Here is a 12931-nt window from a genome sequence, read left to right as displayed (position 1 = left end):
GCCTCAAGGCTTGAGCCAGTTGCCCTGGCTCTGGCTCTCGCAGTACGGCTTCAAATACGCCGTGTCGGTGGCTACGCCGTAATAGTGGATATCCTGGCGATAAGGCATATTGGCGACTTGCGCGTTGCTGCACACGCCAAAAGCCCCGGCAGGGCACTGATCGACGTACTGCACGTCGACTTTTTGCCCTGCCAGCGTGGGCTGGCAGAAGCCGTCGTTGAACAGTTTCTCCGGGATGTTGCGGTTCTGCTGGCAGACCTTCACGTCGAGGCGTTCCGCTTGGCTGTGCACCACACAAGCCTGGGCCAGCGCTTCGCCCGACACCAGCGCCAACAGCAATGACCATCCCATCCACCGCATTCCCGACCTCCAGAAAACCTTGATCATGTTGCAGAACATTCCTACCCACGTCATCGCAGGCCCCTTGGGCGCCGGCAAGACCAGCCTGATCCGCCAGCTCATGGCGCAGCGACCGGCCAGTGAGCGCTGGGCGGTGATGATCAACGAGTTCGGCCAGATCGGCCTCGACGCTGCGCTGTTGACCCGGGACGCCGATGGTATCGCACTGGGCGAAGTGGCCGGAGGCTGTTTGTGTTGCGTGAACGGTGCGCCGTTTCAGATCGGGTTGGGACGATTGCTGCGCAAGGCTCAGCCGGATCGCCTGTTTATCGAGCCTTCCGGATTGGGGCATCCGGCGCAGCTACTACGACAACTGAGCGAGGCGCCGTGGCAGGGGGTTCTCGCGGTTCAACCCTGCGTGCTGGTGCTGGACGCCCAGGCACTGGCGGCGGGCAAGGCACTGCCGCCGGCCCAACAGGAGGCGCTCCCGAATGCCGGCCTGCTGGTGTTGAACAAGGGGGAAAACCTCGATGAATCCGAGCGTGAGCGGATCGCCCATCAGTTGCCGTCCGTCAGGCTGATCTGGACGCAACAGGCGTCGTTGCCCTTGAGCAAACTGCCGGGTGTAACAGCTCAAGCGCAAGCGGGTGTGGATAAGTTGATCGTGCCCAAAGGGCTGGCGCAGATGCCGGCCGTCTGGAGCGATCAAGCTTCGCCGATTTGCCTGAGTCAGGCGCAGGAGGGCGGCTGGAGCATCGGCTGGCGCTGGCACCCAAGCCAGACGTTTGACGTGATTCGCATCACTCAGTGGCTTGGGTCCCTGCACTGGCGCCGGGCGAAGCTGATTATCCACAGTCAGGCTGGCTGGGAATCAGCCAATGCCCTGGATAGCGCCAAGCTGGCCTGGCAGCCCAGCGAATGGCGCAAGGATTCGCGGATCGAACTGATATTCGCCCAATCGCAAGTAATCGATGAATTGCAGGCAGGATTGGCCGGCTGTCGGATTCAGGCGGCCTGACTCAAGGCTTCCACTTGGTGTGTTCCTGGCGCCATTGGCTCAGTTCGATGACTTGCGCGCTCGGTTTGGCCACTTCCACCACAGGCGGGGTGTCGTCGAACGGTGCCGGGTAGGGCGCCAGTTCGATCTGCGCGCTATGGGGGCCGAACTGGGTGATGGTGCCGTTGTGGCGAGTTTCGCCGGTCACGGTGAATTCGAAGTTGTAGACCCGGGCCAGACGCCGACGCCCGCTGGCATCCTTGATGAGACCGATCTTCTTCAGCGCCACGTTGCCGTCAAGCAATTCAACGCCGACATTCACGCAATGCTGCTTGACCCGTTCCAGCGCCCGCTCACGCAGGCCATGGTTGTGCCACAGCCAGGCGCCGGCAACGGCGAACAGCATCAGCACGAAAATGTTTTCCAGGGTCAGCATCAACAAGAAACTCCAAAAGTTGGCGTCAGCTTAACTGCGCCGCCGGTCTGTCGTACAGACTGTGTTTCGTCGCATACTGCGCGGCTTGAATTTCAATCGTTTTACGGAAAAACCCGAATGAAACGTACGCCTCATCTGCTCGCCATCCAGTCCCACGTGGTGTTCGGCCATGCCGGCAACAGCGCTGCGGTTTTTCCGATGCAGCGGGTCGGGGTCAATGTCTGGCCGCTCAACACCGTGCAGTTCTCCAACCACACTCAGTACGGCCAGTGGGCCGGAGAAGTGCTGGCGCCGCAGCGGATCCCGGAGCTGGTTGAAGGTATCGCCGCCATTGGGGAATTGGGCAATTGCGACGCGGTGCTGTCCGGCTATCTCGGCAGTGCGGCCCAGGGCCGGGCGATTCTCAGTGGCATCGAGCGGATCAAGGCGGTCAATCCGAAAGCCCTGTACCTGTGCGACCCGGTGATGGGCCATCCGGAGAAGGGTTGCAGCGTGCCGGCCGAAGTCAGCGACTTCCTGCTCGACGAAGCCGCAGCAGTAGCGGACTTCATGTGCCCGAACCAGCTGGAACTGGACAGCTTCTCCGGGCGCAAACCGCAGTCGCTGTTCGATTGCCTGGCGATGGCGCGGGCGCTGCTGGCACGCGGGCCGAAAGCGGTGCTGGTCAAGCATCTGGATTACCCGGGGAAACCGGCGGATGGCTTCGAGATGTTGCTGGTAACGGCTGAGGGCAGTTGGCATCTGCGGCGTCCGTTGCTGGCGTTCCCACGGCAGCCGGTCGGTGTGGGCGACCTGACGTCCGGCCTGTTCCTGGCGCGGGTGCTGCTCGGCGACAGTCTGGTGGCGGCGTTTGAATTCACCGCAGCGGCGGTGCATGAGGTGCTGCTGGAAACCCAGGCCTGTGCCAGTTACGAGCTGCAACTGGTGCGGGCGCAGGACCGGATTGCGCATCCGCGGGTGAAGTTCGAGGCGACGGCGATCAGCCTCTGATACGCGTCGGCTTCAATCGCGAGCAGGCTCGCTCCCACAGAGAAAACATCAACTGTGGGAGCGAGCCTGCTCGCGATAGCGGTCGTCAGATCGCTACAAATCTCAGGCGTCGCCCTTGATTTCCTGATAGCGCTTTTCCAGCTCCTGGCGAATCTGCCGGCGCTGCTGGGCCTGCATGTAGCGGCGTTTGTCTTCGCTGTTCTGCGGCTGCAACGGCGGCACTGCGGCCGGCTTACGCTGATCGTCCACGGCAACCATGGTGAAGAAGCAGCTGTTGGTGTGGCGTACCGAGCGCTCGCGGATGTTCTCGGTCACCACTTTGATGCCGACTTCCATCGAGGTGTTACCGGTGTAGTTGACCGACGCCAGGAAGGTCACCAGTTCGCCGACATGGATCGGCTCGCGGAAAATCACCTGATCCACCGACAGGGTCACCACGTAGCGGCCGGCGTAGCGGCTCGCGCAGGCGTAGGCCACTTCGTCGAGGTATTTGAGCAGGGTGCCGCCGTGGACATTGCCAGAGAAGTTGGCCATGTCGGGGGTCATCAGTACCGTCATCGACAGCTGGGCGTTTCCGGGTTCCATAACGTTCTCACGGGTCAAGGCAGGGTTGCTGGAAGATGCACCTCTGCGGGTGCCTGGTCGCTTTTCAAAACCACCGTTATCGGGACGCCGGGCAACTGGCCGCCGTCACGCCCTGATCGATCTGTTTCCATATATTGCACCGCCTTTCAGCCGGAAGTCGCGGTGTTACCCTGCAAAAGCCCACCCCAAGGGCGATTCCTACACCTAAAGCGGATTTTTACTCAGCTCGCCCAGACGTTTTCAGACGACTGCCGCGAGCATCGTCATTCAAGGAGCCCACGCCATGCATGCCATCAGCTTTATTCAGGATCTGGCAGTGATCATGTTGGTTGCAGGTGTGGTGACCGTGTTGTTCCACCGTTTCAAGCAACCGGTGGTGCTCGGTTATATCGTCGCCGGTTTCATCATCGGCCCGCACACGCCGCCGTTCGGTCTGATCCACGACGAAGAAACCATCAAGACCCTCGCCGAGCTGGGGGTGATTTTCCTGATGTTCTGCCTGGGTCTGGAGTTCAGCCTGCGCAAACTGTTCAAGGTCGGGGCCACGGCGTTCATCGCGGCGTTCCTGGAAATCATCCTGATGATCTGGATCGGTTACGAAATCGGCCGCTGGTTCGACTGGAACACCATGGATTCGCTGTTCCTCGGCGCGATTCTGGCGATTTCCTCGACCACCATCATCGTCAAGGCGCTCAACGACCTGAAGATGAAAAACGAGCGCTTCGCCCAGCTGATCTTCGGTGTGTTGATCGTCGAGGACATTCTCGGCATCGGCATCATCGCCTTGCTGTCGAGCATCGCGGTCAGCGGCACGGTGAGCTCCGGCGAAGTCTTTTCCACGGTCGGCAAGCTGTCGTTGTTCATGATCGTCGCGCTGGTCATCGGCATTCTGCTGGTACCGCGATTACTGGCCTATGTGGCGAAGTTCGAAAGCAACGAGATGCTGCTGATCACCGTGCTCGGGCTGTGCTTCGGCTTCTGCCTGTTGGTAGTCAAGCTTGAGTACAGCATGGTGCTCGGCGCGTTCCTGATCGGCGCGATCATGGCCGAGTCACGGCAATTGCTGAAGATCGAGCGCCTGATCGAGCCGGTCCGCGACCTGTTCAGTGCGATCTTCTTCGTTGCCATCGGCCTGATGCTCGATCCGATGATCCTTCTGCAATACGCGTGGCCGATTGCGGTGATTACCGTCGCCGTGGTGCTGGGCAAGATGTTGTCCTGCGGCCTTGGGGCCTTTATCGCCGGCAATGACGGACGCACCTCACTGCGAGTCGGGATGGGTCTTTCGCAGATTGGCGAGTTCTCCTTCATCATCGCCGCGCTGGGCATGACGCTGCAGGTGACCAGCAACTTCCTCTATCCGGTGGCCGTGGCGGTTTCGGTCATCACCACGTTGCTGACGCCATACCTGATCCGCGCCGCCGATCCACTGTCGATCAAGCTGTCCGCCGCCATGCCGCAGCGTCTCGGGCGGGTGTTCGGGATGTATGGCGAATGGCTGCGCAGCATTCAGCCGCAGGGCGAGGGTGCGATGCTGGCGTCGATGATCCGGCGGATTCTGCTGCAGGTCGGGGTCAATCTGGCGCTGGTGATTGCGATCTTCTTTGCCGGCGCGTTCTTTGCCGGGCGCCTCTCGACCTGGCTGCAGGACTGGATCAGCGATCCGAGCTGGCAGAAGGCGTTGATCTGGGGTGGGGCGTTGCTGTTGTCACTGCCGTTCCTGATTGCGGCCTATCGCAAGCTCAAGGCGCTTTCTATGCTGCTCGCGGAGATGGGCGTGAAGCCGGAGATGGCGGGGCGTCACACACAGCGAGTGCGCCGGGTGATCGCCGAAGTGATTCCGATCCTCTCGCTGCTGGTGATTTTCCTGCTGCTGGCAGCCTTGTCGGCCAGTATCCTGCCGACCAACAAGTTGCTGGTGCTGGTCGCCGTGGTCGCGGCCGCCGTGGCGGCGCTGCTCTGGCGCTGGTTCATCCGGGTTCACACGCGGATGCAGGTGGCCCTGCTGGAAACCCTCGACAACCACAAGGAATCGTCGGGGCACTGACCCGGCGGGGCGGCTGGGGAATCAGCTCTCCAGCCAGACGTCCCGGGCCCAGTGCCAGACCGATTCCCAGGACTCTTCGGTGATCAGCTCTTCTTCGCCGGACCACAGCACCACGGTGCCGTCTTCTTCGACGCAGTAGTAGTTGTCGCCGTCCTGGCAGATCGGGATCAGGTCGCGCGGTACACCGGCGTCCCAGGCATTGGCGGCTACATCCGGCAGGTAGGTGTGGGACTGCGGGTCGGTGACGGTCACCGGCTCCAGGCTGCCGTAAACAACGTCGCTGACGGTTAGCAAAAATTCTTTGAAGACGAACGGGATGTTGATGAAGAGTTCTTCTTCGACTTCCACTAACTGGTCTTCGTCGGGCAACTCCAGGGGAACCGGCACGGGTTCGTTGGCTTCGCGCAGTTGTTCGATGATTTCTTCCACGTCCGGGATCCTCTTGCTTGAATGGCGCGGTTTATATGGGCCGGTTTATACAGTAGCTCGCTATAGATGCAACCGCGAAATAGAAAACCCCGGCCGAGGCCGGGGTTTTTATTGCAGCGGGTAAATCGTCGGAGGTGATCAGCCGTTCTGGCGGATACCGGCGACCAGCCAAGGCTGGTTGTCGCCCTGTGGACGTTCCATGTTCCAGCTTTCGCTGAACACTTCGCCCTGGTCGAAACGCGAGGTTTTCGACACGCCGGTGAAGGTCAGGGTCGCGATGGTCTTGTCCGCACGATCATCCACGCCATCCAGTTGTACCTGGAGGTTGTCGATGTAGGTGGACTGGAAACCGTCGCCCAGATCCGCACGCTCACGCTTGAGGAAGTCGAGCATTTGCGGGGTCACGAACTCGGCGATCTTGTCCATTTCGTTGGCATCCCAGTGCTGCTGCAGCGCCTGGAAGTGGCTGCGGGCGGCTTCGAGGAAGCGCTGCTCGTTGAACCAGGCCGGTGCGTTGATTACCGGACGGGCGGCAGCCGGAGCGGCCGAACCACCGAAGATCGAACCCATGGCGGCAGGTTTCTGCTCAAACACTTCACGCTGCATCGGCGCACCGGCCGGCGCGAACTGCTCCTGCTGCTTGCGGCGACGAGCGGCGATGAAGCGGAAGATCACGAACGCGATCACGGCCATGATCAGGATGTCGAAGATCTGCATGCCCTGGAAGCCGCCGCCCATGAGCATGGACGCCAGCAGGCCGCCGGCAGCGATGCCGGCCAGAGGGCCGAGCCATTTCGAAGCGCCGCCAGCCTTGGCAGCAGCGCCTGCGGCACCGGCAGCACCAGCGGTCGCAGCAGCGCCGCCCATGCCTGGGGAAGAAGGAGCCATCTGGCTGGTCTGGTGCGTCGGCGCAGCGCCGGCGCTTTTGCCACCACCGAAGCGCTTGGCGTTGGCGTCGAGGCTCATCGTCAGGCCGATGCACAACGCCATGGCGATGCTAAGAAAACGTTTCATAAAGGGAATTCCCGTTTGTGGAGACACGCGCGCCATGTTGCACAGCTGAAGTGTCACTGGCTAGCGAGAGAGTGTTTCGGGCTTTTGCCTGACAGGTTACGTTCAGCTCGGTCGAGGCAATAAGGCTATGTACTTTTGTCTGTAGGAAAAGGATGCAGGTTCAGTGGGAAATGGATCAGCGTCGAAACGCCAACATCACCACGCCTGCGGTGATCAGACCAATGCCGCCCCATTGGCGCAGGTCGAGCTTCTCGCCCAGCAGAATCACGCCGAGCACCGCCACCAGCACCACACTGAGCTTGTCCACCGGAGCGACCAGCGAGGCCGGCCCGACTTTCAAGGCGCGGAAATAGCACAGCCAGGAAGCCCCGGTACCCAGCCCCGACAACAGCAGGAACAGATAGCTTTTGGCAGAGATCGATCCCAGAGACTGATATTGGCCCGTGGCGTACAAAATCAAGGCCAGACTGACGAGTACCACGATGGTGCGCAGCAGGGTGGCGAAGTCGGAGTTGACGTTTTCGATGCCGACCTTGGCGAAGATTGCCGTCAATGCGGCGAAGGTGGCCGAGAGCAGGGCCCAGAATGTCCAGGAGGAAAAGAAGCCAGAGCCCATGGATGTTGTCCTGTCGGTAAGGGTTGCATGAATCCATGTGGGAGCGAGCCTGCTCGCGATGGCTGCACCGTGGTTTATCAGATAAACGCGGCGCTCCAATTCGCGAGCAGGCTCGCTCACACAGAACAGCAGAGCCGGCGTTTAGATGGCTTCCAGCTTCGCGTAACCCAGCATCAGCCACTTGCTGCCTTCGCTGAAGTTCACTTGCACCCGGGCCTGGGCGCCGGCGCCCTCGAAGTTGAGGATCACGCCGTCGCCAAAGATCGAGTGCCGCACAGCCTGGCCGAGGCTCAGCCCGGTATCCGGGATCTCGCTGCCGCTGAACAGGTTGCTGCCGCTCATCGACTGATTGCCGCCGAACGGTCGGCTGACGCTGTTCGACAGGCGCACTTCCTGAATCAGGCCTTTCGGCACTTCCCGTACGAATCGCGACACCTTGTTGTAGGTTTCGCTGCCGTACAGGCGTCGGGTTTCAGCGTAGGTCATCACCAGGTTCTGCATGGCCCGGGTGATGCCGACGTAAGCCAGGCGACGCTCCTCTTCAAGACGTCCCGGTTCTTCCAGGCTCATCTTGTGCGGGAACAGGCCTTCTTCCATGCCCACCAGGAACACATAAGGGAATTCCAGGCCCTTGGCGCTGTGCAGGGTCATCAACTGAATGCTGTCTTCGTGCTCGTCGGCCTGAGTGTCGCCGGCCTCCAGCGACGCGTGGCCGAGGAACGCCGCCAGCGGCGTCAGGTCTTCGTCTTCTTCGGTGTTCTCGAAGTTGCGCGCGGCGCTGACCAGTTCCTCAAGGTTTTCCACCCGGGCCTGGCCTTTCTCGCCTTTTTCCGCTTCGTGGTAGGCGATCAGCCCGGATTGCTCGATGACGGTCTGGGTCATCAGGTGCAGCGGCATCTCGGCGCATTTGGCGGCGAGGTTCTCGATCAGTTCGATAAACGCACCGAGGGCGCCGGCCGCACGACCGGTCAGGCCTTTGTTGGCCACCAGCTGGCGCATGGCTTCCCACATCGACACATCACTGTGGCGCGCATGTTCACGGATGGCTTCGACGGTCTTCTCGCCGATGCCGCGAGCAGGAACGTTGATCACCCGCTCCAGCGCCGCATCGTTGCCGCGACCTTCCAGCAAACGCAGGTAGGCCATGGCGTTTTTGATTTCAGCCCGCTCGAAGAATCGTTGGCCACCATAGATGCGGTACGGAATGCGCTCGCGCAGCAAGGCTTCTTCGAGAACGCGGGATTGGGCATTGGAGCGGTAGAGAATCGCGATATCGCTGCGAGCCAGGCCGGTTTTCAGCGCGCTTTCGATGGTTTCGACAACGTAGCGTGCTTCATCGTGTTCGTTGAACGCGGCGTACAGGTTGATCGCTTCGCCGTCGCCGCCGTCGGTCCACAGTTCCTTGCCCAGGCGCCCGGTGTTGTTGGCGATCAGGGCGTTGGCGGCTTTCAGGATGCCGGCGGTGGAGCGGTAGTTCTGCTCCAGACGGATGGTCACGGAATCCGGGAAGTCGGAGGAATACTGGTGGATGTTCTCGATTTTCGCGCCGCGCCAGCCATAGATCGACTGGTCGTCGTCGCCGACCACCATCAGGCTGTCGCCGCCCTTGCCCAGCAGACGCAGCCAGGCGTACTGCACGGCGTTGGTGTCCTGGAATTCGTCCACCAGAATGTGGCGGAAACGCTTCTGGTAGTGGGCCAGCAGGCCCGGATGGTCGCGCCACAGGTCAAGGGCGCGCAGCAGCAGTTCGGAGAAATCGATGACGCCGGCGCGCTGGCAGGCCGCCTCGTAGGCTTCATAGATGCCGCGCATGGTGGCCAGGTACAGATCGCCGCTGGCCTGAATGTGCTGCGGACGCAAGCCTTCGTCTTTCTGCCCGTTGATGAACCACTGGGCCTGGCGGGCCGGCCAGCGCTGTTCGTCCAGCCCCAGCTCGCGGATCACCCGCTTGACCAGACGCTGCTGGTCATCGCTGTCGAGGATCTGGAAGGTCTGGCTCAGCCCGGCTTCCTGCCAGTGCGCCCGCAACAGGCGGTGTGCCAGACCGTGGAAGGTACCGACCCACATGCCGGCCGGGTTGATCCCCAGCAATTGCTCGATGCGGTGACGCATCTCGGCAGCAGCCTTGTTGGTGAAGGTCACCGACAGGATCGAGTGGGGCGAGGCGTTTTCGACCTGGATCAACCAGGCGATACGGTGCACCAGCACTCGGGTCTTGCCTGAGCCGGCACCGGCCAGGACCAATTGACGACCAACGGGAGCCGCTACGGCCTGGCGTTGGGCATCGTTGAGGGAGTTCAGCAGAAGGGAGAGATCATCGCGCATCGGGGCATTCTAGGGTGCGCCGCAGGCCCGGGCAAACCGAGCTTTGCATTAGCCGATGAAAGCACTGCCGATGACGACCGGTCGGTCACCGGCTACAGGCGTTGGCCCGCCTGGCGTCGGGGCTTTTGCGGGTGACGGGAGGTCGAAAAGTTTCGGCGAAATTATGATCTGGAGCAGTTTGGCAAGTGGTTGGGCTTGTGTATGCTCCGTCCACGTTTCCGGGCGCATGCTCACACTTATAAGAACAAGAACGTTGCCTATGACCCTCAGCTTCGACCTGTCGGGCCCCTCTGTGGAACCCCGGGTGATCCGCAAGCATTACGCCACCCAGATGGCGGTCGAGCGCACGCGCCTTCTTTATCAGGGTTCGCTGTTGCCCACCCTGTTCATGTTGATCAATGGTCTGGTCTGCGCCGGTCTTCTCTGGAGCCCGCAGCGTTATTTCGTGGTCAGCGTCTGGCTGGTGTGGCTGTTGTCGCTGGTGGCATTGCGGGTGATTCAGGTCGCTGCGTTCGATTCAGCGATCCCCGACCGCCAGGCCCAGCCGATCTGGGGCCGGATGTTCCTGCTCGGTTCGACCATGACCGGCCTGACCCTGGCCGGCGCCGGCATCGCCCTGGTCCCCGCCGACAATTTCATGCAGCAGGCCTGGGTGTTCGGCCTGATCGGTGCCGCGACCCTGTCGGCCAGCGTGGCCTACGCCGTGAGCATTCCGGCCTTCCTCTCCTTTACCTTGCCGTGTCTGTTGCCGGCCATTGGCTATCTGTTCTGGGGCGGTGACGAACTGGCGCGGGGCTGGGGCTGGCTCGGGCTGATCCTGCTCGGCTCCCTGAGTGTGGTGGCGTGGCAGGTCAACAGGCTGATCGACCGTGGTTTGCTGCGACGCTTCCAGAATCAACATCTGATCGAACATCTGCAACAAGCCCAATCTCGCAGCGAACTGCTCAATCAGGCGTTGGCGAAGGAAATCGAACAGCGCCGCTGTGCTGAAGCAAAGTTGCGCGAAGCCCAGGTCGAACTGGAGGACCGGGTGGCCCAGCGCAGCCGCGAACTGGATGCCGCCAACCAGGCCCTGAGCAAAAGCGAAGCGCGCCTGGCCCTGGCGTTGAAGGCCAGTGAACTGGGGCTGTGGGACTGGAACCTGCAGACCGATGAAGTTCACCACACGCAGATTCAGGAACTGTTCGGCCTTGATCCGGAATACGTCACCGGGTTGCTCCGGCATCTGCGGCCCCGGCTGCACCCGGAAGATGTGCCACCGCTTAAACGGGCGTTGATCGAGCACTTGAAGGGGCGCACCGAGGATTATCAGATCGAGTACCGCGTGCGCCATGGCGACGGTCACTGGGTCTGGATCGAGGACCGTGGCCGTGCGGTGGAACGCGACGACAGCGGGCGGGTGATCCGCATGGTCGGCACCCGCCGCGACATCAGTGTCAGCAAAAGTCTGGAGGCCCAGCAGCAGTTGGCGGCTACGGTGTTCGAAGCGGCCAGCGAAGGCATCGTGATTCTCGATCCGAACTATTCGCTGATCGCCATCAATCAGGCCTTCAGCCGGGTTACCGGTTACGACATCGACGACATGCTCGGGCGCAATGTCGTCGAACTGCCGTGCAGTCGTGACGCCCGGCGGCATTACATCGCGATCCGCCACGCGCTGGAGCAGCACGGCAGCTGGCAGGGCGAACTGGTGGAGACCCGCAAGAACGGCGAGCTCTATCCACAGTGGCTGCAATTGAATGCGGTACGCGACAGTCGGGGAAATGTAAGTCATATCGTCGGCTTCTTCGCCGATTTGTCGGCAAGACGCGAATCCGAAGAGCGTATGCGTTATTTGACGCACTACGACGAACTCACCGGTCTGGCCAACCGTTCGCTGTTCCGCGAGCGCCTGCACGAAGCCCATCAGCGTGTACGGCAGGGCGGGCGGCGGAGTCTGGCGCTGCTGCACATCAATCTGGATCGCTTCAAGTTGCTCAACGACAGCCTCGGTCATGAGATAGCCGACCAGTTGCTGCAGAAAATGTCGCGGCGTCTGGTCAGTGCCTTGCCGGAAGCCGACACCATCGCCCGGTTATCCGGCGACGAGTTCGCGGTGCTGTTCGATGCCTACGGCAACCTGTCGAGTCTGGCGCGGGTTGCCACGCGGCTGTCGGCCAAGCTGCGCCTGCCGCTGACGGTGGAAGGGCATGAGCTGGTGGTCAGCGCCTCGATGGGCATCAGCATGTTGCCGGACAACGCCCGGGAGATTTCCGCGCTTGTCAGTCAGTCGAACATGGCGATGCAACATGCCAAACACCTGGGCGGCAACAACTTTCAGTTCTACACCGACAGCCTGCAAGCCAGCACGCTGGAACGTCTGCAACTGGAAAACCAGCTGCGCAAAGCCATCGAGGACAAGCAGCTCAACGTCTTCTATCAACCGAAACTGTGCCTGGCGACCGGCCGTCTCAACGCTGCCGAAGCGCTGGTGCGCTGGGATCATCCGACCATGGGCCGAGTGCCTCCAGGAGACTTCATCGGTCTGGCCGAAGAGACGGGACTGATCGGGCCGATCGGCGAATTCGTGCTGCGTCAGGCCTGTTGGCAGGCCTGCGAATGGCAGCGGCAGGGGCTGGAGCCGATCCGGGTTTCGGTGAACCTGTCGGTGCATCAATTGCGTCAGGGCAAACTGGTCAGTCTGGTGCGCCAGGTGCTGGAGGAAACCGGGCTGGCTCCGCACTACCTCGAACTGGAACTGACCGAAAGCCAGCTGCTCGACAGCGTCGAGCACATCATCGCCACCTTCCAGCAACTGCGGGACTTGGGCGTGAAACTGGCGATCGACGATTTCGGCACCGGTTATTCGTCGCTGAGCTATCTGAAGCGGATTCCGGTGGATTACGTGAAGATCGATCAAGCCTTTATCCGCGGGTTGGGGGAGGGTAGCGAGGACGCGGCGATCACCCGGGCGATCATTGCGATGGCTCATGGGTTGTCGCTGAAAGTAGTGGCAGAGGGCGTCGAGCGGCCGGAGCAGCTTGAGTTCCTGAAGGCCGAAGGCTGCGACGAGGTGCAGGGGTATCTGATCAGCCGTCCGGTGGAGGCAGCCGGTCTGGCTGGCTTGTTGGGCCGGCAGGCAAATCCCCGTTAAAGGGCTACATACAGTGCATG

General features: G+C 61.6%; 11 protein-coding genes. 4 read left to right on the top strand and 7 right to left on the bottom strand.

Annotated elements, in window-relative coordinates; genetic code table 11:
* Window positions 1-3: 3 nt before the first annotated feature.
* Complete coding sequence (locus tag DXT77_RS05335; RefSeq protein WP_119426868.1) at window positions 4-360, bottom strand: NADH:ubiquinone oxidoreductase; 357 nt, start codon at window positions 358-360, stop codon at window positions 4-6.
* A gap of 25 nt (window positions 361-385) precedes the next feature.
* Here DXT77_RS05335 and DXT77_RS05330 point away from each other — a divergent pair, with 25 nt between their 5' ends.
* Window positions 386-1357, top strand: coding sequence for a GTP-binding protein (locus tag DXT77_RS05330; RefSeq protein ID WP_119426867.1), 972 nt, complete (start codon window positions 386-388; stop codon window positions 1355-1357).
* Between the two features lies 1 nt (window position 1358).
* On the opposite strand, the gene DXT77_RS05325 is transcribed toward DXT77_RS05330, so the two are convergent.
* Complete coding sequence (locus DXT77_RS05325; RefSeq protein WP_119426866.1) at window positions 1359-1772, bottom strand: DUF3301 domain-containing protein; 414 nt, start codon at window positions 1770-1772, stop codon at window positions 1359-1361.
* 117 nt (window positions 1773-1889) lie between these two features.
* Here DXT77_RS05325 and pdxY point away from each other — a divergent pair, with 117 nt between their 5' ends.
* Window positions 1890-2762, top strand: coding sequence for a pyridoxal kinase PdxY (gene pdxY / locus DXT77_RS05320; RefSeq protein ID WP_085708787.1), 873 nt, complete (start codon window positions 1890-1892; stop codon window positions 2760-2762).
* Window positions 2763-2864: 102 nt separating this feature from the next.
* On the opposite strand, the gene DXT77_RS05315 is transcribed toward pdxY, so the two are convergent.
* Window positions 2865-3347, bottom strand: a complete 483-nt coding sequence (locus tag DXT77_RS05315; RefSeq protein ID WP_003229693.1) for an acyl-CoA thioesterase — start codon at window positions 3345-3347, stop codon at window positions 2865-2867.
* A gap of 283 nt (window positions 3348-3630) precedes the next feature.
* Between DXT77_RS05315 and DXT77_RS05310 the strand changes: the two genes are divergently transcribed.
* Window positions 3631-5394, top strand: a complete 1764-nt coding sequence (locus DXT77_RS05310; protein WP_085708788.1) for a cation:proton antiporter — start codon at window positions 3631-3633, stop codon at window positions 5392-5394.
* A 21-nt stretch (window positions 5395-5415) separates the two neighbouring features.
* On the opposite strand, the gene DXT77_RS05305 is transcribed toward DXT77_RS05310, so the two are convergent.
* The 4 genes from DXT77_RS05305 to uvrD all read right to left on the bottom strand — a co-directional run bounded on the left by DXT77_RS05305 (window position 5416) and on the right by uvrD (window position 9778).
* Window positions 5416-5823, bottom strand: a complete 408-nt coding sequence (locus DXT77_RS05305) for an SMI1/KNR4 family protein (protein ID WP_007995855.1) — start codon at window positions 5821-5823, stop codon at window positions 5416-5418.
* 138 nt (window positions 5824-5961) lie between these two features.
* Window positions 5962-6837, bottom strand: coding sequence for a Tim44 domain-containing protein (locus tag DXT77_RS05300; protein ID WP_119426865.1), 876 nt, complete (start codon window positions 6835-6837; stop codon window positions 5962-5964).
* A 175-nt stretch (window positions 6838-7012) separates the two neighbouring features.
* A complete protein-coding gene (locus tag DXT77_RS05295; protein WP_016984014.1) occupies window positions 7013-7453 on the bottom strand; it encodes an EamA family transporter in 441 nt (146 codons plus the stop codon).
* A gap of 141 nt (window positions 7454-7594) precedes the next feature.
* Window positions 7595-9778 (bottom strand): DNA helicase II, encoded by a 2184-nt coding sequence (gene uvrD, locus DXT77_RS05290; RefSeq protein ID WP_119426864.1) that lies wholly within the window; start codon window positions 9776-9778, stop codon window positions 7595-7597.
* Between the two features lie 259 nt (window positions 9779-10037).
* Between uvrD and DXT77_RS05285 the strand changes: the two genes are divergently transcribed.
* Entirely contained in the window at window positions 10038-12911 is a 2874-nt protein-coding gene (locus DXT77_RS05285; protein WP_119426863.1) for a GGDEF domain-containing phosphodiesterase, read from the top strand.
* Window positions 12912-12931 lie beyond the last annotated feature (20 nt).

It is taken from the genome of Pseudomonas sp. 91RF, assembly GCF_003576265.1.
Classification (GTDB): Bacteria; Pseudomonadota; Gammaproteobacteria; order Pseudomonadales; family Pseudomonadaceae; genus Aquipseudomonas; species Aquipseudomonas kribbensis.
This window is presented reverse-complemented; position numbering and strand designations above follow the sequence as displayed.

Excerpts from the sequence above, each read along its gene's own strand:
- DXT77_RS05315 (WP_003229693.1), bottom strand. The coding sequence starts at position 3,347 with ATGGAACCCGGAAACGCCCAGCTGTCGATGACGGTACTGATGACCCCC.
- pdxY (WP_085708787.1), top strand. The coding sequence starts at position 1,890 with ATGAAACGTACGCCTCATCTGCTCGCCATCCAGTCCCACGTGGTGTTC.
- DXT77_RS05325 (WP_119426866.1), bottom strand. The coding sequence starts at position 1,772 with ATGCTGACCCTGGAAAACATTTTCGTGCTGATGCTGTTCGCCGTTGCC.
- DXT77_RS05335 (WP_119426868.1), bottom strand. The coding sequence starts at position 360 with ATGCGGTGGATGGGATGGTCATTGCTGTTGGCGCTGGTGTCGGGCGAA.
- DXT77_RS05295 (WP_016984014.1), bottom strand. The coding sequence starts at position 7,453 with ATGGGCTCTGGCTTCTTTTCCTCCTGGACATTCTGGGCCCTGCTCTCG.
- uvrD (WP_119426864.1), bottom strand. The coding sequence starts at position 9,778 with ATGCGCGATGATCTCTCCCTTCTGCTGAACTCCCTCAACGATGCCCAA.
- DXT77_RS05330 (WP_119426867.1), top strand. The coding sequence starts at position 386 with ATGTTGCAGAACATTCCTACCCACGTCATCGCAGGCCCCTTGGGCGCC.
- DXT77_RS05310 (WP_085708788.1), top strand. The coding sequence starts at position 3,631 with ATGCATGCCATCAGCTTTATTCAGGATCTGGCAGTGATCATGTTGGTT.
- DXT77_RS05300 (WP_119426865.1), bottom strand. The coding sequence starts at position 6,837 with ATGAAACGTTTTCTTAGCATCGCCATGGCGTTGTGCATCGGCCTGACG.
- DXT77_RS05285 (WP_119426863.1), top strand. The coding sequence starts at position 10,038 with ATGACCCTCAGCTTCGACCTGTCGGGCCCCTCTGTGGAACCCCGGGTG.